This is a genomic window from Flavobacterium sp. Flavsp81 (genome assembly GCF_059491325.1).
Genome location: NZ_CP168505.1, coordinates 1,352,569 through 1,377,239 on the forward strand (window position 1 = coordinate 1,352,569; position 24,671 = coordinate 1,377,239).

The 24,671-nt window shown below is 38.7% G+C and carries 14 protein-coding genes; all 14 read right to left on the minus strand.

All coding sequences use genetic code 11. From position 1 onward, the window contains the following. Window positions 1–46 precede the first annotated feature (46 nt). On the minus strand, window positions 47–412 hold the full coding sequence (locus ACEN92_RS05485; protein ID WP_495641362.1) for an L-rhamnose mutarotase: 366 nt from the start codon (window positions 410–412) through the stop codon (window positions 47–49). Between the two features lie 363 nt (window positions 413–775). Further along, a complete protein-coding gene (locus tag ACEN92_RS05490; RefSeq protein ID WP_495641363.1) occupies window positions 776–1,612 on the minus strand; it encodes a T9SS type A sorting domain-containing protein in 837 nt (278 codons plus the stop codon). A 182-nt stretch (window positions 1,613–1,794) separates the two neighbouring features. Next, window positions 1,795–3,426: an alpha-L-fucosidase gene (locus tag ACEN92_RS05495; RefSeq protein ID WP_495641364.1), complete on the minus strand. Its 1,632-nt coding sequence runs from the start codon at window positions 3,424–3,426 to the stop codon at window positions 1,795–1,797. Window positions 3,427–3,513: 87 nt separating this feature from the next. Then, window positions 3,514–5,367: a cellulase family glycosylhydrolase gene (locus tag ACEN92_RS05500; protein ID WP_495641365.1), complete on the minus strand. Its 1,854-nt coding sequence runs from the start codon at window positions 5,365–5,367 to the stop codon at window positions 3,514–3,516. Between the two features lie 229 nt (window positions 5,368–5,596). After that, window positions 5,597–7,129 carry a glycoside hydrolase family 43 protein gene (locus ACEN92_RS05505; protein ID WP_495641366.1) on the minus strand — a complete coding sequence of 511 codons (1,533 nt, stop codon included), beginning with the start codon at window positions 7,127–7,129 and terminating at the stop codon, window positions 5,597–5,599. Window positions 7,130–7,291: 162 nt separating this feature from the next. Then, window positions 7,292–8,821 (minus strand): glycoside hydrolase family 43 protein, encoded by a 1,530-nt coding sequence (locus ACEN92_RS05510; protein WP_495641367.1) that lies wholly within the window; start codon window positions 8,819–8,821, stop codon window positions 7,292–7,294. 283 nt (window positions 8,822–9,104) lie between these two features. Next, a complete protein-coding gene (locus tag ACEN92_RS05515; RefSeq protein ID WP_495641368.1) occupies window positions 9,105–11,162 on the minus strand; it encodes an NPCBM/NEW2 domain-containing protein in 2,058 nt (685 codons plus the stop codon). Window positions 11,163–11,296: 134 nt separating this feature from the next. Continuing rightward, on the minus strand, window positions 11,297–12,766 hold the full coding sequence (locus ACEN92_RS05520; RefSeq protein WP_495641369.1) for a cellulase family glycosylhydrolase: 1,470 nt from the start codon (window positions 12,764–12,766) through the stop codon (window positions 11,297–11,299). Window positions 12,767–12,953: 187 nt separating this feature from the next. Beyond that, window positions 12,954–14,420: a cellulase family glycosylhydrolase gene (locus ACEN92_RS05525; RefSeq protein WP_495641370.1), complete on the minus strand. Its 1,467-nt coding sequence runs from the start codon at window positions 14,418–14,420 to the stop codon at window positions 12,954–12,956. A gap of 119 nt (window positions 14,421–14,539) precedes the next feature. Then, the gene (locus tag ACEN92_RS05530; RefSeq protein ID WP_495641371.1) at window positions 14,540–15,766 is read right to left on the minus strand and encodes a glycan-binding surface protein; all 1,227 of its coding nucleotides are present in this window, start codon (window positions 15,764–15,766) and stop codon (window positions 14,540–14,542) included. Between the two features lie 19 nt (window positions 15,767–15,785). Further along, window positions 15,786–17,369: a RagB/SusD family nutrient uptake outer membrane protein gene (locus tag ACEN92_RS05535; RefSeq protein WP_495641372.1), complete on the minus strand. Its 1,584-nt coding sequence runs from the start codon at window positions 17,367–17,369 to the stop codon at window positions 15,786–15,788. A 19-nt stretch (window positions 17,370–17,388) separates the two neighbouring features. After that, entirely contained in the window at window positions 17,389–20,580 is a 3,192-nt protein-coding gene (locus ACEN92_RS05540) for a SusC/RagA family TonB-linked outer membrane protein (RefSeq protein ID WP_495641373.1), read from the minus strand. A 991-nt stretch (window positions 20,581–21,571) separates the two neighbouring features. Continuing rightward, the gene (locus tag ACEN92_RS05545; RefSeq protein WP_495641374.1) at window positions 21,572–23,092 is read right to left on the minus strand and encodes a DUF5605 domain-containing protein; all 1,521 of its coding nucleotides are present in this window, start codon (window positions 23,090–23,092) and stop codon (window positions 21,572–21,574) included. A 170-nt stretch (window positions 23,093–23,262) separates the two neighbouring features. Further along, on the minus strand, window positions 23,263–24,633 hold the full coding sequence (locus tag ACEN92_RS05550) for a glycoside hydrolase family 43 protein (RefSeq protein ID WP_495641375.1): 1,371 nt from the start codon (window positions 24,631–24,633) through the stop codon (window positions 23,263–23,265). Window positions 24,634–24,671 lie beyond the last annotated feature (38 nt).

Here is a 24,671-nt window from a genome sequence, read left to right on the forward strand (position 1 = left end):
TACTAACTATTCTATTTACTGGTTCATCATATATACAATCACTCGTTTATTTGTCCATTTTATAAATCCGATCCATCAATTGCCATTTTTGGTCGGCGGTTGCCTCGGCAGAGCTGTCCTGAAATTGCGACATATGTGCTTCCCATTCACTTTGGCGAGGCTTTAGTGCTAATTCTGTCATTGCCTTGTCGTGATCAAAATCTGCTGTGGTATCCATAATCATGAAAAGTTTTGTTCCAAAAAGAGAGATTTCCATATCGATAATCCCGACCTCTTTCATGCCCTGGGTTATTTCAGGCCACGCAGCCCCTTTGGCATGCGCTTTTTTATAGGCATCGATTAGTGTTGGATCGTTAAGCAACTCCATGGTTTTACAGTAACGTTTGAATAATGTCTGCATATTTTCCTTCATATTATTTTATAAACTATTTTGCTTAAAACTATAACAACTTCCATTTTATATACTAGACCATCAATCGAATTTGATGGATAATTTTCTCATTTAAAAAACCAACACTTGTTGGTAATAACCACTAACGGCTGGTTAACGCCACATTTTATCATTATGCTCGAAGGAGCTCTCTAATGCAATCATCCGGTACTCTTTTCTTCTTGAATCAGAAGAATATTTCATTTTTTAATGGATTATAATATAAGGCTGCTCCACAACTCGTAAACAGTCTTGTTTGGGTATTTTTTTTGGAATGCCATTATTTTAAAAAGTTGCGTGTAAATTACACGCAACTTTTTTTACTTCTAATCAATAATTCAATTGTTATTTTTTAATAATCTTGAATGATTTTGAATCCTTTGCATTTGCACCTTCAACTTTCACTACATACACTCCTGAATTCAATGAAGATCCCATTGACAACTGATTTGAAGACGACTTTGCAGTTTCTACTTTTCTTCCCAAAACATCAAAAACGCTAACTTGAAGCGGCCCTTCTGAATTTGCTGCGTCAACTTTAAATTCGTTGGCAAATGGATTTGGATAAACCTGAACAGAATTAGCCGTAAAATCTTTTGTGGATAATGTAGTGGTAGCAGATAGTTTCATATCATCAAAATAATAAACATCATTTGCCACAGTTCCGCCAGTTAAATCCTTGTCAAAAGATACTCCAACTATATTATAATATCCCCAAAAATTACCAGGAGCCCCGTATTGAATGTCACTACAATTAAATTCGACTGTTACCCATTGGTTAATAGTAGTCACGCTTTGGGTTTTCGTTGTAAATTCTGGATAATAGCCGTTATTTTTAAATTCAATACTTACGCTTACCGGCTTATTTACCCATACTTTCAAAGTAAAATATGGAGTAGCAGTAAAATCAAAGTTAGGAAGAACTGCACTTCCTACATCCTCAGAACTAAGTTGTGCATTCGTACCACCGTTAGCTATGAATTTGCCTACATTGGCAGATGTATTAATCCCCGAAATATTTGGATTAGCTACTTTTGCAAATGCTGTATTTGGCCAGGTACCATTCCATCCCTCTTTAAAAACCTGATTTGCATTAACAGCGTCAAAATCAAAAAGCATTTGAGCGTTGGCTACATTTAACATCCCTGTTAAAGCCAAAAATAATAGTGTAATTTTTTTCATGGTAATTGTTTTTTTAGTTAATAAATATTGATTAGAAATAGGTGATAATTTGTTTAAAAAACCAAGACAAATAGTTTAAAGTCAATCATTTAAACCTATCCGGAACCCAGTTATTAAAAACAATTTTTTTGAAATATTTTCGCCTTTTAAACTAAAATAAGTCTATATATTTTTCTTTATTTTTATTTTATTTTAAGCACTATTGCAATATCGTTTGGGATAATCTTCGGTTTTATAATTACCAGCGAATCGGCATATTGTTTCCATGAAAGTTTTTCTTTACTGCCAAGGATCCGGATGCTTTTGATTTTGGCATTATTTTTATTTTTGCCAAGCGATTTTAAGCAGATATTCCTGGAAGGCACTCCTAAAAGAGTGGCGTAAAGAGTTTTCCCATTTTGATTATAGCGAATATCATTGGCAGACAACTTTACTTTTCCTTCATTGAAACTTTTGTATTCACCAGGTTTTACAGCATCTGAAGCTGGCCCTTCACCATAAAGCTTCCATGGTCGTGTATCAAAAATACTTTCTTTGTTCACGTCCATCCAGGCTGCTATTTTTTCAAGAATGGCAACCTCTTTATCATCGATTGTGCCGTCTCCCTTAACAGGAATATTGAGCAGCAGGTTTCCATTTTTACTGACAATATCAACCAACATGTGGATTACTGCAGCTGCGGATTTGTATCCATTATTTTCATAAACTGATTTGCTGTAGTGCCAGTCGCCGATACAGGTACAGGTTTGCCATGGGGGGTTTTCAATTTTATCAGGAGCACCTCTTTCAACATCCCATACCATGCATTTTTTTTGTTCATCGTTCAGCATTTTCCCGAACAGGACAGCCTCCAGCTTGTTATTGTGGGTTGCCATATTATGGTTATAGAAATCAGCCGCAATTTTTAATCCTGCATCGCTTACCGGGTAAAGCGGCAATACGCTGTCATCAAAATAAAGCAGATCGGGATTGTACTTGTTGATAAGGTCTATGGTACGATTATAGAATTTTTCACAGTAAGCCTGTGAAGGGATCGATGCGCCATTGTTCCAATCCCACTGTTTCCAAAGGCCAAATATATCATCACTTCCTGTGCTTAAAGGGTGATTTTGGGCATAAAGTCCCTCAGGATCAAGCCCTTCCCACCATGTTCCTTTACCATCGGCTTTGGTCAACTTTCCGTCGTATGGAACACCTGCCAGCGTTCCGTTTTTATCTGATTGCTGAGATGTTTCAAACCATGTCCATGTATGTGAAGCGTGTACACTAAGTCCGAATGGAAGATTATATTTTTTGGCTGCTTTTGACCAACCACTGATAATATCTTTCTTAGGTCCCACACGTACAGAGTTCCATTCCTGATATTTGCTGTCCCATAAATCCAGATTGTCATGATGATTTGCCATGGCAAAGAAATATTGGGCTCCAGCCCGTTTGTACAGTGCTACAAGTTTTTCAGCATCCCAATTTTGGGCTTTCCAATCATTAATGACTTCTTTAAATCCAACTTTGGATGGATGCCCGTAATGTTCAACAAACCATTTATATTGGCCACTACCTTCATTATACATATATCTCCCAAACCAGTCTCCCTGTTCCGGTTGACATTGAGGTCCCCAATGCGCCCATATCCCGAACTTGGCATTGCGGAACCATTCAGGAGTTTTATATTGCTGCAGCGATTGCCACGTTGGCGCAAACTTTCCGGCAGCAACAGGTTCATTACCTTCCCTTATCGGGGATACGTAATTTTCCTGAGCTGTCAAAAAATGTGAAAACAGGATACAAACCACTATAAACCGGTCAATTTTCATATGCCTTTATATTTATACTTTTTTCAAATCTCAACAAACAGACCCTATTAAATCGTTCCAACAACATTGCTGAGATAAAACAATTATTTATTTTTTAATAATCTTAAATGATTTTGAGAAATTTAAGTTTACTCCTTCAACCTGCACTATGTATAATCCTGGTTTCAATGAAGATCCCATTAACAATTGCCCTGATTTAGGAGAGGATTCTGCTGTTTCTACTTTTTTTCCCATCATATCAAAAATGCTGACACGAATTGGCTCATTCAATTTTGTAGCTTCAATCTTAAAATCATTAACAAATGGATTTGGAGAAAAATTTATCGAAAAGTTTGGCTCCTCTGCAATATCATCTATAGACACCGAATCCATTTTTGCAGTTTGAGTACCTACTATATTTATTGACCATTGCTGATTAAAATGGCTGCTCGAGCTCCATTGCGCTAAATCAGCACCGTTGGTCTTTATACCCATTCCATCAAGATATAATCCGGTCGCCTTATTCTTAAACTTAACATAGCTTCCTGCAGTTTCGCGTGTCCAATATTGGGCATCACTGCCACTATAACTATATTGCCCCGCAGCGGAGCCATTTGTTTTTTTGTACATGCCATCAAGATACAACCCGGTAGCCCGGTTTTTCAGCATCACATAGTTTCCAACCGTTTCTATTGACCATTGCTGGTTAAAACTTCCGCCACTACTCCATTGTCCACAGTTGGAGCCATTAGTGGTTCTGCCTATTCCATCCATACGCAAGCCGGTAGCCCGATTGGCTAAAGTAACGTAGGTAATAGATTGATTATATCCTGCAATAATGGCATCTAACAGAGGCTGATCCTTTACTACATTATTAGCTCTGTCAAACATAAAACCTGTTTCAAAATAGTATGGTATAATACCATTTGCTTTAGCTTGTTTAGTCACATATTTTGTCCAGTAATCCACAGACTTGTTATGCTTATCCAGATCTTTAGGAAGATAATTCGCATTGTTAATGGCATTCCTCCTCCATGCTGCATATTCACCCAGTATCACAGGGATCCCTTTATCAACAAAATTCTCTTTTATCTTTTTGAATTCAGCATCGATAGCAGTCTCTTCTTCACCACTGGCGTTGCGCTCTGGCTCAATAGTAGAATGATTCCCGGCTCCCCAATAGTAAACCATCTTGCCCCAGCTTGCATCTCCCTCCGTTAATATCGTAAATGTAGCAGGTGTGTAATCATGCACCTCAAGCATCAACTTGTTAGGAATGTTGTCTGCTGGAAGCGTAGTCATCAAAGTAGCAGTTTTGTTAGGGTCAGTGTGAGGTCCCTGCACAACCAGCACTCTATAACTGTTTCTTCCCCCCGTAGAACGAACCGCCTTGATGAAAGTTTCGTGATAACCATTAAGAATTGCCATCTGCTCAGGAGTATCAGCCTTAGGTTCATTCGTGCCTGCAAAAAGAAGGTGCTCGTCAAAATCACGCATGGTTGTAGCAATCTGTTCCCAAATCGCCTTTTGCTTCGCATTAACCGACACTGCCATTTCTGCATTAACATTATCTTCCAGCCAGCCAAGATCCGCATGAGCATTTAGTACCACATACATATCATTAGCCACGCACCATCCAACTACTTCCTTCACACGACTAAGCCACGCAGGGTCAATTGTCATTTTTGCCGGATCGCTTAAATGAGTCCAAACCCAGTTACAAGAAAGCCGTACAGTATTGAAACCTTTTTGTTTTACAAATTGCACATACGATTCGGTAATTTTACTATTCCACTCCCCTTCGACTGGGGATACCATCGTATTGCCAAAATTTATTCCCAAATGCATTTTTGCCGCCAGTTGCACGGCATTACTGGACATACCCGTAGCATTTGAAGGCAAGGCATTGGTATTATAAGACGGATAGCTCACGGTTTGTGAATATGAAGAAAGAAAAATCATATTAACAATAAGTAATACTAATACTTTGTGAAAATGTTTGAAATTCATAATTTTAATGGTTTAATTGGTTAGATAGTATAGAAACACTTTAAATATTATTCTACCTTTTTGTTTCAAATTCTGAATCATCTGAACTCAAAAAAGCTTTATTGCCTTTCATCCTTTTTATTATGACCAAAAAGAAGTATGGGGATACATCTGTGCTGTTAGTTACAAGACCTGTAACGGATTAATAAATGAATTTCCATTCATCAAACAAAAAATCCTCTCCATTAAATACAAAATAAATATTCCCTACTCCTTTGTCTATTTTCTGTCCTATTTTCTTTGAAAGTGTAGCCCATTCCTTTCCATCACCTATAAGGGAAACAATAGGAGTACCTTTCAGATTATTTACATACACATCAATTTTACCTTTTCCTTTTACCCTGGCCTCGAATTTGACAGGAAGCTGTTTGCTGAAATCGGCTCCCCGAACCATAAGACATTGCTTGTCTGTTTTTCCTTTGGCAACCATATTGCCCACATTCCCAACAGCTTCGAACTGGACTTGCCCTGAAGTGCCTGCAATGGTTTCTGCTTGCTGGAGTACAAATGGATTCAAGAGGCTAAGTTGTGACGGACCTTTAAAAGTTGCTTTGCCCATGGGGATATTCACATTCTTTTCATCCACCTGCATTTCTTCGATGCCTACATTACGAAAACCGCCCTTAGTGCCAAAATAATCCTGTAAATACATGGCATGGTAAGTAATATAATATTTCTCTTTAAACTTGAACAGGTGCGTGTGATTGTTTGTCAAAGGACCCACATTAACGTCGCCGGTATTCTTAAAGTAATTATCGCGGTACTTCCAGCTATCCGGATTTAAGGGTGTTTTACTGGTCATATAGGACATACTGCATTGGGTTGGTTTATCAATATTTGTATAAGGCCATTCAGTGCGTTGTTCCCAACTCGTATTATAGGTATAAACCCAGGTTCCATTGATAAAGTTAAGGTCGCTGGCCTCAAAAAAATATGGAGCGGGTATCTTGGCAACATCGCTTGCCAAACTGATCATATCTGCTCCTAATTTGACGATTCTGGCATTATCCGGCATATATTTCGTTTTAGGCGTTCCGCCTCCAAAAGTCAGCCAGCCTGCACCTTTGTCGTCAATCAAAACTCCGGGATCGAACGGAGCATCTACATCGACACCGGGAACAGAACGGTCGACTATGTTCTTTCCTAATGGATCACTCCACGGACCAACAGGAGAGGTGGAAGTAAGCACGGCTGAACCACCACCGCCATTGGAGTAATACAGATAGAAGTGCGTCTTACCGTCTGCTTCCAGCCTGGATGTAATGGAAGGCGCCCAGGAATTCGTACTCCATGGTGCCACCTCGGCAGTATTTATAAGACCATGATACGTCCAGTTGACCATATCATCGGTAGACATCATGACCAGTGTACGGATATGCTCGTATGAATTTTTCCCATCCTTTCCTACATGCTCATACTGTTGATGATCATTCGTGCCATACACATACATTCTTCCATTGTATTCTACAGCTGTCGGGTCGGCTGTAAACATAAAATCTAATAATGGATTCGCATCATTGGAGGTAAGTTTCGGCGAAACATTTGCAAATTTTGCTTCCAGGTTTTCCTTAAACTTTTTCGGTTTACCTGCACTGGTCTGAGCTTCTGCAGATTCTCTGCCTCCCAGAAAAGCCATAACAATGGCTGTACTTAATAATATTTTTTTTCTAAACATGCTTTTTTTATTTTACCCAAAAACGGATACTCGTTAAGGGTTAATTTTTCAATTAATTATCTTTAAGCTCCTGTAACAAAGAGGTTAATCTTCCCTGGAACTGGCAAACGCTTAAATTTCAAGGAAGGAAAATAACCTATGCTATAATTGACACTATACTAATTAATAAATGAATTTCCATTCGTCAAACAAAAAACCCTCTCCATTAAATACAAAATAGATATTCCCTGTTCCTTTGTCTATTTTCTGGCCTATTTTCTTTGAGAGTGTAATCCAATCCTTCCCATCACATGTGAGGGAAACAATAGCTTTATCTTTAAGATTGTTTACATACACATCAATTCTGCCTTTTCCTTTCACCCTGGCCTCGAATTTTTTAGGAATCTGTTTGCTGAAATCAGCTCCTCTGACCATAAGACATTGGTTATCAGCTTTTCCTTTGGCAACCATATTGCCCACATTACCAACGGCTTCGAACTGCACTTGCCCTGAAGTGCCTGCAGTGGTTTCTGCCTGCTGAAGAACGAATGGATTCAAGGGGTTAAGTTGTGACGGGCCTTTAAAAGTTGCTTTGACCATAGGGAAATTCACGTTCTTTTCATCCACCTGCATTTCTTCGATACCCACATTACGAAAACCACCTTTAGTGCCAAAATAATCCTGTAAATACATGGCATGGTAAGCAAAATAATATTTCTCTTTAAACTTGAACACGTGACTGTGATTGTTTGTCATAGGACCTACGTTAAGGTCGCCGGTATTCTTAAAGTAATTATCGCGATACTTCCAGCTATCCGGATTTAAGGGTGTTTTACTGGTCATATAAGATATGTTGCACGCGGTTGGTTTATCAATATTGCTATAAGGCCATTCAGTGCGTTCATCCCAACTCGTACAATAGCTATAAACCCAGGTTCCATTGATAAAGTTAAGGTCGCTGGCCTCATTAAAATAAGGAGCGGGTATCTTGGCAATATCACTTGCCAAACTGATCATATCTGCTCCTAATTTGACAATTCTGGCATTATCCGGCATATATTTCGTTTTAGGCGTTCCGGCTCCAAAACTCAGCCAGCCTGTACCCTGGTCGTCAATCAAAACTCCGGGGTCGAATGGAGCTCCGACATCCACACCTGGGACAGAACGGTCGACTATGTTCTTTCCTAATGGGTCTTTCCACGGGCCAACGGGCGAGGTGGAGGTAAGCACAGCGGAGCCACCACCACCATTGGAGTAATACAGATAGAAGTGCGTCTTCCCATCTGCTTCCAGTCTGGATGTAATGGAAGGGGCCCAGGAATTTTGACTCCATGGTGCCAGCTTTGCAGTATCTATGAGACCATGATACGTCCAGTTGACCATATCATCGGAAGACATCATGACCAGTGTACGGATATGCTCGTATGTATTTTTTCCATCCTTTCCTACATGCTCATACTGTTGATGATCATTCGTGCCATACACATAAATTCTTCCATTGTATTCTACAGCTGTCGGGTCGGCTGTAAACATAAAATCTAATAATGGATTCGCATCATTGGAGGTAAGTTTCGGCGAAACATTTGCAAATTTTTCTGCCAGGTTTTCTTTAACCTTTTTTGGTTTACCTGCATTAGTCTGGGCTTCTGCGAATTCTCCGCCCAGAAAAGCCATAACAACGGCTGTACTTAACAATACTTTTTTTCTAAACATGTTTTTTTATTTTACCCAAAAAACGGATACTCGTTAAGGGTTCATTCAATTAATTAGTTATTGTATCACAGGAATCTCTTTGTCAATAAACCTGGGTTTCATCAGACCGCATAACCATAATATTCACTTTTATCTCCCAACTTGGATTCCCGATCAGATTAAATAATCCCGCCTCAACTTTAAAACCTTCATTTTAAATTCTTCATATTAAGTTTATTCCAAATGATAACCAGTAAGCTTCTTTACTTATAAAATCGAGCTCAGGTTAAGAGATCTTATCCTGCTATTTAACCGGCGTAAATTTGTACAGAACTACTCCATGCATCGGAGCCTTCACCGAAAGAGCTTCTTTGTCCGCATGAATTGTTGCAATATCTTTCTGACGCCAAAGATCACGCACCTTTTGCTTTCCTGAAATACCAAGCTTATTCAGATCCTTGTAAGAGATATCCACTTTCTCCAGTCCAAAATTGCAAAAGCCTACTGCACGACTGCCATCCTCCAATTCTTTTGCATAAATGCGCAGATCTCCGATAGTCTGAACACAGGTAGCCTGTTTGCCAAGAGCATCCTGATTAACTGCAATCACTTCATTGTTTGTCAATAAATTCAGGGTAAAGGCATCCAGCTTTTCCATATCGCAGCCAATTAGCAGGGGAGTAGAGAAAAGGCTCCAAAGGCTGACGTGAAGATACTGTTCATCTGGTTTAAGCCTGCTCGGATGCAGGCTGCCCCAGCCTACTGTTCCTACAACCAGCATGTCCGCATCGTTCCAGTTACCGGGTTTGGCCCAGGCTGCAGTCCGATCCTGAGCTAATGCAATGGCTTTAACGTTGGACCAGGTGTCCAAAATATCATTCGTTGTACGCCAGGAGTTTCCACTTACCGAATCGCCCCATTTCCAAACATCCGACATTCCGTACTGACACAAGCTGAAAACAATGTCGCGGGGTTGCTGACGGATATATTCTCCCATTAGTTTGTATGGTTTGACGGCGGTAGACAATTGATAACCTCCATTGTAAGATATAGAGATTACTTTGTTTGGGTCGTTGTCAGGTATTCCATTTACCGCTCCACCATAGCTGCACCAATCGTATTTCAGATAATCGAAACCCCATTTGGCATACGTTTCGGCATCTTGCTTTTCATGACCATAACTACCGGCACAGCCACCACATGTCCAGGGGCCGGGACTGGAATAGATGCCGATCTTCAAACCCAGGCCATGCACATAGTCTGTCAGGGCTTTCATGTCTCCAAACTTTTTGTTAGGAACTATATTACCAGCCTCGTCCCGCAGCTTGCCCTGCAGGGAAGGATCTTTCGAATCGCGGTTATTTTGCCAGTAGTCGTCAATATTTACATAATTCCATCCATAATTTATAAGCCCGGTTTTCACCATTACTTCCGCAGCGCGCTTAATTTTTTCACCGGAAACTTCATGAGCGAAACAATTCCAGCTATTCCAACCCATTGGCGGGGTTAGTGCAATTTTATCACCACAGATAATGCGTAAACTTTTTTCGGCTATGCCTTTCGCATTCTTTGCCTTCAACTGAACAGCATAAGTGCCGGCTTTTTCAAGCTTACCGGTGATAAATCCTGTTTTTTGATCCAGCTTTAGTCCCTGAGGCAAGCCGGTAACCTGAAAGGTCATTGGCCGGTCTCCGGTGGCAGGTATCCTGAACTGAAACGGAGAGCCTGGGCGGACACCGAAAACGCTTGCGCTATTGATCTTCGGTTTTGCCGATGGTTCAGGGGTAAGAATGTAGGGCTCACTTGGGACAGGATAATAAGTGGCAAAATTTGCCACACCGACCGCCTCAAATTTTGCATCTGCCCAGTCGGCATGATCGCTGTTGTCACCGTTTCCTCCGTCAGTTACCCGCAGCTCAAGTTGTTTCACACCCGAAAGTTTCACATTACATAGCCGGGCAACATCATCTTCATGCATTACACCGCTCGACCAAAGCTTCGCTCCATCGCCGTATACAATAAACTCTGCGGCGGGCTGACGCCCTTTCACCTCATCATCAATGCCAACCTGCGCGATAAACGAATTTGCCTTACCATCGAGCTGAATAAAAAGAGAGCTTTCTGCGTGTGTGCCGAAGCCACGCTCAAAAGTTTTGCCTGCAATGGTCATGATGTTGTCATCAACCGACCTGTTTTTTTTAGGTACACCCCAACCCTGTGAAGCCGGGCTAAGATCCAGCTGATCCAACCAAACAGTTTGTGCGGAAAGACTACCGCTAACGATCAGCAGTAAAATAATTTTATAAAAATGTTTGAGTTTCATTTTTTGTTTTTTTTTAGAAACAATAAATTTTAAATCCATTGTTTCACTGAGAATTCTTTATAAGTAAATCTGTGACTCATAAAAATCACAGATTTTTTAATTCAGTCCTTGCTTAATCGTACCAATACATGATGCCCTGCAAAACTGTATTTTTATTTAGAGTGTCTTACTTTTTAATTATATCCTGCTTTAACGGCATCTAGCATAGCCTGATCCTTTACCTTATTATTAGCTCTGTCTAACATAAAACCTATCTCCCACAAGAATGGCACCATACCATTAGCTTTAGCCGTTTTGGTCACAAAAGTTGTCCAGGCATCTACAGATTTGTTGTGCATCTCCGTATCTAGAGGAATCTGCCCGTTATACTCGGCAGTACGCCTCCAGGTTCCATATTCACCCAGCATCACAGGGATACCTGCATCAACAAACTTTTTAATCTTTCCGATTTCTACACGGAGATCATCCTCTTCTCCATCAGGGGCGTTGCGCAATGGCTCAATAATAGAATGGTTCCCAGCCCCCCAGTAATAACTCGCTTTGGTGTCCGCATTATATACTCCATCTTTTGGTAGATTAAAATGCCAAGGTCCATAAAAATGTACCTCAAGCATCAAACGATTAGGTACCGGGTCATGAGGAAGCGTAGTCGGAGTCATCAGCTGAGAAGTTTTAATAATGTCAGTTGAAGGCCCCTGCACAACCAGCACCCGGTAACTGTTCTTGCCTCCGGTAGCGCGAACTGTCTTGATGAAAGTTTCGTGATAACTATTAAGTATGGCCATCTGCTCGGCATTCTCAACCGAAGGTTCATTTGTACCGGCAAATATAAGATGCTCATCAAAATCACGCATTTTTGTAGCAATCTGCTCCCATATCGCCTTTAGCTTCTGATTAATCACATCTTGGTTTGCCGCATTGACATTTTTTTCCAACCAGCCATCATCTCCGTGAGCATTCAGCATTACATACATATCATTATCCACACACCATTTAACCACTTCGTGCACACGATCAAGCCATTTAGGGTCAATTGTCATTTTATCCGCATTACTTAAATGACTCCAAACCCATCCAGTAGGAAGTCTTACAGCATTGAAACCTAATCCTTTTACAAATTTCACATACTCTAGGGTAATTTTACTATTCCACTCCCCTTCAACTGGAGATTCCATGGTATTGCCAAAGTTTATTGCCATTTCCATTTTATTCGACAATTGCATCGCCGTACTGCTCATTCCTGTTGCATCGGGAGCTTTAGGCGTTAAATTATATGTTGGATATAAGCTGCCTCTTTGTGTAATGGTAATTCTTCGGGCCTGACCATTCCCTGCCTCAACAGTTAGTATAACAGAGCGGGTTAATCCGGTTTCATTACTTAAAGCTGTAAATTGTGTTACAGTAGCGCCACTATTGCCACTTGTTTTGGTTAATTGTAACCAGGATGTTGCCGAATTACTAACACTCCATGTACTGTTTGCTTCAATGGTGATTTCTTCTGATGTACCTCCGTCCGGCTCAAAAGAAATTGTTTTTGCTGAAACCGATAATTGTGGGGCTTCGTCATCGTTTTTTGAACAAGAGACCGAAAATCCGGTAACGATCAGCAGTAGCACAATTTTATAAAAATGTTTAAGTCTCATTTTTTGTTTTTTTAGAATTAATAAATTTTAAGCTTAAAATCTATTGTCATTGTTTCACTGAGAATTCTTTATAAGTAAATCTGTGACTCCTAAGAGTCACAGATTTTTTTAAATTCAGTCTATGCTTAAGGGTACCAATACATGATACGCAAAACTGTATTTTTATTTAGTTATAATGTCTTACTTTTTACTTACCTCCTGCAATAATGGCATCTAGCATAGCCTGGTCCTTTACCGCATTATTTTTTCTGTCTAACATAAAACCTATCTCCCACCAAAAAGGTACAATACCATTAGCTTTAGCCTGTTTGGTCACATAATATGACCAGTAATCCACAGACTTGTTGTGCATAGCCATATCCTTAGGAACAGGCTTACCGAGACCTTCAGTTCTTCTCCAGGTTGCATACTCACCCAGCATCACAGGGATACCTTTATCAACAAATTTTTGTTTCATCTTTTGGAATTCAGAATCAATCACATCCTCTTCTCCGAAGGTAGCGTTGCGTTCCGGCTCAATAGTAGAATGATTTCCAGCTCCCCAGTAATAAATCATTTTGCCCCAACTTACATCTGCATCCGTTACTATCGTAAATAAAGAAGGTGTGTAGTTATGTACCTCAACCATCAATTTGTTAGGAATGTTGTCTGTTGGCATCGTATTCATCAGATCATAAGTTAAAACAGCATCAGTTCTAGGTCCCTGCACAACCAGCACCCTGTAACTATTTTTTCCTCCGGTAGCGCGAACTGCCTTGATGAATGTTTCGTGATAACCATTAAGTATAGCCATTTTTTCGGCATCATCAGCCGGAGGTTCGTTTGCACCGGCAAAAATAAGGTGCTCATCAAAATCACGCATGGTTGTAGCAATCTGTTCCCAAATCGCCTTTTGCATTGCATTAACGGACTCTTGCTTTGCCTTAGTGATATTATTATCAAGCCAGCCATTATCCGCGTGAGCATTTAGCATCACATACATATCATTATCCACACACCATTTAACCACTTCTTTCACGCGGTTAAGCCACGCAGGGTCAATTTTTGCTTTTGCAGGATCGCTTAAATGGGTCCAAACCCAGCCACAAGGAATCCTTACAGAATTAAAACCTGATGCTTTTACAAATTTCACATACGATTCGGTAATTTTACTATTCACCCACTCAGCTTCGGTTGGTGCTTCCATGGTATTGCCAAAATTTATTCCCAAATGCATTTTTGCAGACAATTGCATCGCTGTGCTGCCCATTCCTGTTGCATCGGGAGCTTTAGGCGTTAAGTTATATGTTGGATATAAATTACCTCTTTGTGTAATGGTAATTCTTCGGGCCTGACCATTAGCTGCCTCAATAGTTAGTATAACAGAGCGAGTTAATCCGGTTTCATTACTTAAAGCTGTAAATTGTGTTACAGTAGCGCCACTATTGCCACTTGTTTTGGTTAATTGTAACCAGGATGTTGCCGAATTACTAACACTCCATGTACTGTTTGCTTCAATGGTGATTTCTTCTGATGTACCTCCGTCCGGTTCAAAAGAAACTGTTTTTGCTGAAACCGATAATTGTGGGGCTTCGTCATCGTTTTTTGAACAAGAGACCGAAAATCCGGTAATGATCAGCAGTAAAACAATTTTATAAAAATGTTTAAGTCTCATTTTTTGTTTTTTTTAATTAATATTTTTTTTATTACAATACCTGCGGAAGTTCAAGTTTTATGGAATATCCGCAGGTTTTAATTTTTAATGACTATTAATCTGTTTATTAAATTAAAGAGTTATTTTATTTTCACAATCCTAATATTATCAATGCCTGCACGAAGACCAGTTGTTGGCTTGTCACTGTTATTCATGGTAAAGAAATTTATAGTCTTCTTTTTTGTGCCAAATAATTCTGACAAGCTTACTGCCGAATTACCCGTACCATCTTTGCCATCCTTTTTTGTGCGGAATTCAGTCAATGGAATTGTTACTGTTACCCATTTTCCTGCTGTAGTGAAAGTAGTTGTTTTAGTTTCTGAAAGTTTCCATGGCTCAAAACGTGCTATAAAATCCCAATTGTAATCTCTAAGAATAAAAATAGAAGTGTCTTTCCAATTTCCGGGAACATTAAGTTCAAACTTAAGCACAAATTGATCTATATCTAAATCCAAATCAGCTGCTGAAACCCATTCTGACCCATTTTCAATATTAATGCATCGGCCACCTTCCCACCATGACCCATTACCGGCACCAAGAACACCAGTATTTAGGATAGGATACCAACCATGGTTACCCGGGAAATCGGGATCGTTATTACTGGTCGATGTACCCCATGCCATGCTGCCAATAGTATCAAAATTACAAAGCATGCCTGTTGTTAAATCATTTACATTAAATGTTGTAAGGATTTCACCTGATGCTGTAGTTATTTTTAAAGGCCCGCTAGTTGTGCTATTAGGCATTACAAAGCTAATAGCAGTTCCATCATCTTTACTTATATAATCGGTTATTCCTACCCCTCCAAAACTTAACTCCTTTATAAGAAATAAATTTGTTCCATATACAGTAACCGAATCGTTTTCAACAGGGTTTTCGTTTGAAATACCAGCAAGTGCAGGTGGTCCCGCAACGATATCAATATTGAAAATAGTTGAACCGCCTGTCGTAGCAACTTCAATAGTGTTTAGCTGATTTTCAGGAACCGAAGGAAAAGGAATTACATAAGGGATCTGTACAACAGCATAAGTATCCGAAAACAATCCTGCATCGAACTGAGCTGCCACACCGTTGAAGGCTATCTTAACAGCATTTTTTAAATTTGAACCTTTCAGGACTACCCACTGACCCGGTACCAATTTATTTACAAGAGTATCATTAGGAGCGGCTGCATAATTCCTTATCTCTGTAATAACAGGAGCACCATTTGAATCATCATCATTATTACAAGATGTCAGCGTTGTAATCATAATCATCATGCCTAAAAAAAGCAAATGACTAATACGGTTATTTAATAATTTTTTCATGTTTATATATTTTTTATCACTATTCATAATACGGTACTGATGGCTCGTTCAATTTAGGATTCGCAATCACCTCTGTTGCCGGCAACTGTAAAGTAAAAGTGCCGAAGGTAGCAGGAGAAATAGGCCCAATAGGATCTTTAGGCGTAGCTACTTCGGTATCAGCATTATAATCAAACGGAACCCTTTGTTGATTACTAAGAATATTAACCGCTTTTACAGGATTATAATAAGACAATCTTACCAAATCATACCAATATTGTCCTTCACACGCAAACTCAACTCTTCTTTCATTTAAAATGATATCTGTATTTAGTACTGTTACCGGATCAACACCTGCACGCTTTCTTACCTTATTAAAATACAATAACGCATCAGCATTACTTGTAGATGCATCATTGCCAAGGATAGCCTCAGCATATATTAAATAAATATCTGCTAATCTTAATAATGAATTATGCTCTATAGAAGATGTAGCTGTCATTGCAGGTGAATTATTATCTGCTTCATTACCAATAATATGTTTCTTCATGCCCGGTGCTGTTGCAGTATAACCACCACCGGCAGCATTTAATTCGGCATAATGGTCACCGGTCATCATAATACTCGCTTTCCTTCTTATAGAATCCTGCTTTGTATAAGCTAAAAATAGGTCATAACTAGGTGCCGGAGATCCATAGGCTGATGATTTTTGTGGATTAATCTCGTTACTTGGTGACCAAGTCAGCAATTGATTACCTTCCAGCCATCCACTACTGACACTGGACCATTGCAGTGCAAATAATGATTCCGAATTATCATTATTTTGCGTTTTAAAAAGATCATAATAACTTGGAAACAAAACTGAACCACTGTTTTCGATTACATCCTTTGCATACAGTTTTGCCTTGTCTAAATAGTCCTGATTACGTGTACCTCCCAATTGTCCTAATCCTGCCCAGGTTAAATATACTTTACTTAACATTCCCTTTGCTGACCAGCTGGTAACCCTGCCTTTCTCATCAGTTTTAGGAAGATTCTCTGCAGCAAAAGTCAAATCTTCAGTAATAAATCTGTAGACATCTGCTGTTTTATTTTTATTTACCAAAGGCGATTGGATCAACTTCGTATTATCTTCAATGATAGGCACTTCTCCCCACAATATGGCAAGGTGGTAGTAGGCCATGGCACGTATAAATCTTGCCTCAGCCAATCCTGCATTTTTATCTGCGGCGGAAACTGTTGCCGGCGCATTTTCAATACCCTTAATTGTAGCATTACAGTGTGCAACTATAATATATAGTCCTGTCCAGCCGGTTGTTAAACGTCCATTGGATCCTGAAAGGGTAAAAGTATTAAGCTGCACCAGGTCTGTACCCTGATATTGAAGATAAAGATTTCCGCTTAATATATCCCCTAATGGAATATATGCGCTATTATGCCATTGACCCCATACTTTACCGCCATAAAGTCCTGCCGTAGCTAACCTGATTTCTTGTTTTGTCTTATAAAAATTTTCAGTGTTTGTCTCTGACAGATTGGGACGATCGAGAAAATCATCCGCGCAGCCGCTCAAAACCAGTACGCCCAACAGGGTTAAAATAGTTATTTTGTAAATTGATTTCATATCTGTTAAGTTTAATTTTTTATTTAGTTAATCCTACATTAATTCCCAAAGTAAATGTTCGGGCCTGTGGATAAAAGCCATAATCAATTCCGGCTGCTAACGGGTTCCATGAACCTACTTCCGGATCCATTCCTGTATATTTTGTAATAAGAAAAGGATTGGTTACACTAACATACATACGCAGGGAACTTATATGCATTTTTTGCATCCACTCATTTGGCATTGTATACCCCATAGTCATGCTCTTGCATCTGATAAAAGATCCATTTTCAACGTACTTGTCAGAGAAACGGTTATTTCTGTTGCTGTCACTATTTCTAAGCCCTACAATTGTGGTGTTTGGGTTGGTAACATATACGTTATTGGGATCTGAAGCTGAACCATTTGGATCAATTAAGGCCAATTGAGCATAGTCATTTAATGATTTCAGGTAACCATATTGTGTCAAAGGGTTTTCTCCGGTAATTCTCATACCATTTATTACTTCATTACCAATATTGGCACTAAAGAAAATATTCAGGTCAAAACCTTTATAGCTGAAGTTATTACCAAGGCCCAGTTGAAAATCAGGAATAGGAGAACCTAAATAGGTTCTGTCTTTTTCTGTAATTACGCCATCCCCGTTTAAATCCTTAAACTTAAGGTCTCCATACCATACCCCACCGGAATTTGGTGTGACTGGCAAAACATTGCCATCGGTATCAGTAGGCAAAGCATGCGTTTGAAAATCGCTCGGAGTTGCAAATATCCCCTCTACTTTATAGCCGTAAAAATCACCAATAGATCCACCCACTTTCGTTTGGGCAATAATGTCATTTCCAAGGTATCCAGGCAATGAAGCACCGTCTGTATTTAGTTTCATTACTTTATTTTTGTTATGGGATAACGTAAAATCGGTACTCCAGTTAAAATCTTCTCCGTTTCCTATTATGTTTCTTGAACTCAAATGAAGGTCTAACCCTCGGTTTCTAACAGTTCCTGCATTGATATACGGGGCTGCAATTGCTCCCGGAGAATACCCGGTAGTCGTTCCGGAATACAATGGCAAGGGAACCTGGATCAACAATCCGTCTGTAAGACGATTATAAACATCAACTGAAAGATTAAGTTTCCAGCCAAAAAGTGCTGCGTCAATTCCGGCATTGCTGTATTGTGTTTTTTCCCATTCAAGATCAGGGTTTCCTAAATTAGAAGTAACTTGTGCATTACCAGCCAAACCATTTTGAGTTGAAGTCAATAAAGTTAAATTGGCATTATTTCCGGCATTCTGGTTATTAGTAAGACCATAACCTACCCTTAACTTTAATTCATTGACAATTTTTGAGCCTTTTAAAAATTTCTCGTTATTTAATTTCCAGGCAAATGCCCCTGAATAAGTGGTCACCCAGCGGTTCTCTGCTGCAAATTTTGAAGTACCGTCTGCACGGACATTAGCCGTAAACAAATATTTGTCGTTATAAATAAAATTTACACGCCCAAAATAAGACTCCTGTGCACTCTCTCTTTTAGTCCCGCCATTGGTTGCTGTCAGCGCATCACCGCTGCCTATATTGGTAATATCATCCGAAATGAAATTTCTTCTTGCTGCAGAAACATCTTCGTACTGGGACAACTGTGCCTCATGTCCTGCCAGCACATTAACATTATATTTGCTTTTAAACACTTTAGCATACGTTAAGAAACTTCTGAAAGTCGTAAAATAGTCCTGACTATAGGAATAAAATGCGTCATTCACTACTCTCTCCGCCAACCCAAACTTGTAAGTAGGACTATATCTATCCTCTGTCCTGAATGAAAAATTTCCTGACACTTCGTTTCTAAAAGACAAGGCCTTTGAAAATGCTATTTCTGTATATAAGTTACCAAATAATTGATTTCTTTTAGGGTTATTTTTGTTAATAAGGGCAAGGGCATAAGGATTTACACGCTTTGCAATCCATCCTTCACTGCTTTCTTCTCCGGCATAACTGCCATCAGGATTTTTTACAGGAATATCCGGTGTCTGACCCAATGCCTCTGCGATAACATTTGAACCTGTTGAATTTACATTCTCATCAATATGGGTCAACTGTAAACTGGTTCCTACTTTTAACCAGTCTGTGGTTTTGTTGTCTAAATTCAGCCTTAATGAAGTCCTTGTAAACTCAGACCCAATTGCTATACCATCCTGATTGAAATAAGACCCCGACAATAAATATTGCGTTTTATCATTACCGCCGCTCAAAGTAAGGGTATGGCTTTTTACTGGAGCTTTTCTGAATAATTCGTCCTGCCAGTTTGTACCCTTGCCCAAATATTGTGGATTGGCAAATTCCGGTCTGGTATCAAAATTCCAAACAGCAGCCCTGTCGTTAATAAACTTAGCATATTCCCTTAAATCCATGGTTGGATATTTCTTGATCAGCTCCTGATATCCGGTGGTAAATTCATAAGTGATTTTTGGCGCTCCTTCTTTACCTCTCTTGGTAGTAATAACAATTACACCATTAGTTGCCTGTGAACCATAAATGGCTGTTGCCGATGCGTCTTTCAAGACGTCGATAGACTGAATATCCGAAGGGCTGATAGCTGCCAATGGATTTGTACCATTCCCTGTACCATAACTTTGGCCAATTATAACGCCATCAATTACATATAAGGGAGAACTGTTGCCAAAGGAAGACAGGCCTCGTATTTGTATATTGACACCACCTCCAGGTTGGCCTGAAGTCTGCTGCACTACTACACCGGCCACTTTACCCTGCAAAGCCTGGTCAAATGTTACTGGATGTGTTTTAAGAAGCTCCTCACCGGATATGGAAGATATGGATCCCGTAAGATCTTTTCTCTTTGCTTTACCATATCCAATTACTACTACTTCGTCTAATGCTTTTCGATCTTCTTTTAAACGAATTTTTAATTGGCTGCCTGTAACTTTTACTTCTGTACTTGCATAGCCCAGATAGTTCGCAACAAGTGTCTCTCCAATTTTAGCTTTAATAGAAAATGACCCGTCTACGTCCGTAGTTACACCTGTCTTGGTTCCTTTAAGAAAAATGGTGACTCCAAAAAGTGGCTGACTGTTCGAATCTTCTAATACTATACCAGTAGCTTTTACATCAGAATTTTGGGCTGATGCAAGGCTAAACGAACAAAGCATAAACAACAAGGCATACTTGCCAAAGAGTTTTTTTGCTTTTACATAGCGTTGAATTACGTGTTTTTCATTCATAATTAAATTAGTTTTAAGTTAGTTAATTAGTTAAAAAATAAGTGGTTTAATTTTACATGAAAAGATGCCTTTTGTCATGAAATATTTTTAATGTTGGTTATTTCATTTTGTCATACATTTCCATGTAACATTAGGAACAAATTAACAATAAAGCAGCGCCAAACTACGGCTCATTTTGTATCAAAAAACGGTATCAATTGTTGCATTTGTACAAGAGCCATAAAAAAAAACCTATAAATATTTCATTATCATATTTAATCTCACAAAAAATTGTTATTTCAATAATTTAAAACAAGCTCTGATTCGAAATAAATTCAATATATAAAAGTTAATTTTTTAACATTTAGTTTGCATTGTGGAGGGAGATTCTTTAACAGAATTCTATAGATTTTGGAGGAGTCTTTTGTCTCCATAAAAGCTGCTTTATTTGTTATCCCTTTTAAAATTAATTTTGCTGAAAAATAGAACTGTATGAAAGTTGATGCATCACAAATTAAAGTCATGCTAAAAAGGCAAAATGGAAATAGAAGCTATTGAGTAAACTTCAAAATAATTTTAGAAAAGACCTTCAGTATTCTTCTGATAATACTTGTTTTTAATCCGGGTTCGATTATTAAAAAGAAGGTTTTGAGTTGATTTCAGCCTTAACTGGAGGATTATAATTTAAATACCAAAGTACTGTAGAAGCAAAACCGATTTAAACATGTAAGCTTATCTGAGTTTACCAATAGTTTGGTGCATTTGGAATAAATGGAGACTTACTTTACTTATTCGTTAATGTGTCGAAATTTGATCGAAATTTCAGGGTTATTGTTGAAGAAAAAATTTATTGAGCTTAAAAATCGTTTATTACAAAATATTAGCTCAAGTGCAATCAACATTATTTAGATTTTTTGGAACAATATCCACAACTTGCATTAAGATTGCCTAATATAACTTCTTATCTTGGCATTACACCTGAGTTTCTTAGCAAAATTCGTAGTGAAACTAATCACATTATTTTAGTGATGCGCAATGCTGTAAAAGGTTTTTGCGGAAGCTGAATTAAATTTTTTCCGCTAAATTCTCCCTTAACAGGCGTAATTGTCATATCCCATGCATTGATAATTTCAATTTTATATTTTGAATTTTCGGGTAAATATACAATTTGGCTGCGTGACTGGTCAACACTAAAATAGTGCAGAAAATATTCATCCTTAAAAGCAACATATGAATAGGGCACCCAAAATTCCGTATTGATACTTGGTGTTAAATATCCTGGGGCAGATTCAATTATACTTCTTAGAAACTTAATCCTTTCCTGACTTTGCCCTCTGAGAACTCCCCCTTTTGACCACCACAAAATATCTTGCGATTCATATCCCCATTTAACGGGATTTTCAGTAACATAAGTTTCTCCATGCCCAACAAAGCCACCATTTACAGCAGCACGCCAAAATTTGTTCACCATCTCCTGAGCTGTTAAATTCCCCCACGGCCAATTAATATTTCCTTCGTACCGGCATTCATCATAAACTATTGGTTTTTTATATTTTGGCCTTAATTCTTTTGCTTTATGAGTGTCTTCATTTTGTATGCTCACATGTGTAATCAGGGGGTTTGTCTGGTCATAGAGGTCAGCTCCATTGTGTATTGAACGCAAGTGATTGTAGGGGTCTTTTTCGGCAAATAACTGAATAAAATGGTCCCAATCGTCTGTCTTCTTAGACTTCATAAAATCATATTCATTGGCCAGGCTCCACCATACGTTTTTATAGGCAGCAAAGCGGGCAATAATATAATTGATATATAAATCATCGGTTTTTCTGTCCATTTTTTGAAACCCCCAACGGTCGTAAGGATGAAAAACAATTAAATCGGCTTCGATGCCAAGTGAATCCAATTGCGCTATCCTTTTCTCAATATTCTGAAAATATACAGGGTTAAATTTCGTGTAATCCCAATCAGTTAAAGGCTTTCCCTCAAAAGGATACAAGAGTGGCTCGTTTTTATTCCAATCGTAGTCTTTAGGGAAAATACACATACGCATTTTGTTGAAATATCCATTAGCAAGGGTTTTCAATGTTAATCGGGCAAGACTGTCTCCCTGATGCACCCATGCATAACAGGTCGTACCAAAAGGGTAATATGGTTTATCGTCTGAATAAGCAAAATTAAAAGTATCTTTCACTATCACTTGTCCGTGATTGCTATCGGTGTTTGAAATACATTCAAATTTGCCTTTTTTATTATTGAGTGACTTTAAATTACTTGATGTGATATAAGTCCAGGCACCTGTCGCTTGTGGCATAAAACGGATTTTATATGTCCCGTTTCCATCATAAAAGCCTGAAACTATTTTTATATTCTCACCATTTGTAAATTTAGCAGTTAGCTGTACATCAGTGAACGGATTGCCTTTTGAATCACTTTTAAGAACAATCTCACAAATACGCCATTTTTCAACTTTATTTTGAGCCGAAATACTCGAAAAAGATAAAGAGACTGTCAATAATAGTATTAATTTACGCATAATTATAATTGTTTAATAAGTATCATTCCATATGACATTTCTTCGGTACGGGCATCCTTATTTTTAACATCAGAAACATATCCCAAAGAGTCTCCTACTTCAAATAGATACGGTTTGGACCTTCAAAATCATCGTGGTCTGCTTTGGCCAATTGCTTTTTTTATAAAAAATTATTTTAAAAATTTCCAATAATCAAAATACAGTATATCGGTCTTGGCTTCTCCTTTAAAAACAAAATACAAATCGTGAATTCCTGAAACTTTTTTAACATCAATTGTTTGCGATGCCCATTTGTCATTGCCTCCCGTCATTGGTACATTTACGGTTCCGAGCAACTCTCCATTTTTAGAGTCCAATCGTATCTCCACTGAAACATTTCCGTTGTGCGTTGTGCCAATTCTTGTCGTGAATTTCGAAGCACCTTTACGGAAATCCACTTCTTTTACTTTGATAAAAGCGTCATTGTATTTTGCCATAATATAATTACCAACCACATTATCTTCCATCGACTTCACTCCTTCGGACCAGGCAATGGTTTCAGCTTCCGTTTTGACATAAGGGTTTAATGGATTTAAACTCTGTTTAATACCTTCAGTCATATTCATTTGCACAATCGAACCATCTTTATTAAACGTGACTTCTTCTACACATACTGAACGGGTAAAACCACCACCTTGCGGTAATGCACCATTGTGATAGAAAAAATAGCTCTTTCCCTTAAAATCAATTATACCGGGATGATTGGTAAAAGAATTTCCTTGTGTAGGCATGACGACACCCTGATATTTCCAGGGTCCTGTTATACTTTTACTGGTTGAATAACCAATATGTTCCGATATTGGCCCTGCGGCAAATAATAAATAATACAGACTATTGCGTTTATACAGCCATGGTCCTTCCTCATAAGTGGTAGGTCTTATATCATTTTTTTCTCCTTCGCGTTTACCAAAAGATTCTATAGTATTGGGTACTTGTTTCACTTCGCCCGAACAGGATATCATGTCCTTATTCAGTTTTACATAATACAAGCCGGGATTTCCCCAAAACAAATACGCCTGACCGTCCTTATCAATAAATGGGGTAGGATCAATATCATTCCAGGGATGATGATCGATAAGTTTCTTGCCAATAGCGTCTTTAAACGGACCATAAGGACTATCTGAAACCAAAACCCCTATACCTCCGCCATGCATGGGACAATACAAATAAAATTTGCCATTTCGTTCAATACACTGAACTGCCCAGGCTCCATTATCCTGCTTTGCCCAACTAAAATCTTTTAGGGAAGCAACTATTCCATGGTCTGTCCAATTGACCATGTCGGTTGATGTATAAAGCGACCAATTAAGCATTTTAAAACCCTTGCCGTCGGCATTGGCATCGTCTTCATCATGGCTTGTATACAAATACACTGTGCCGTTATGTACCATTGGTGCCGGATCTGCCGAATATTTGGTCTGCACTATAGGATTTTGTGCTTCTCCAATAGAACAATTTAAGATCGTTATAAGTGTTGCTATAAGTTTATAGGTATGTTTCATTTTATTTAGTTATTAAATCCTCCGTTCGGTTGGATAGT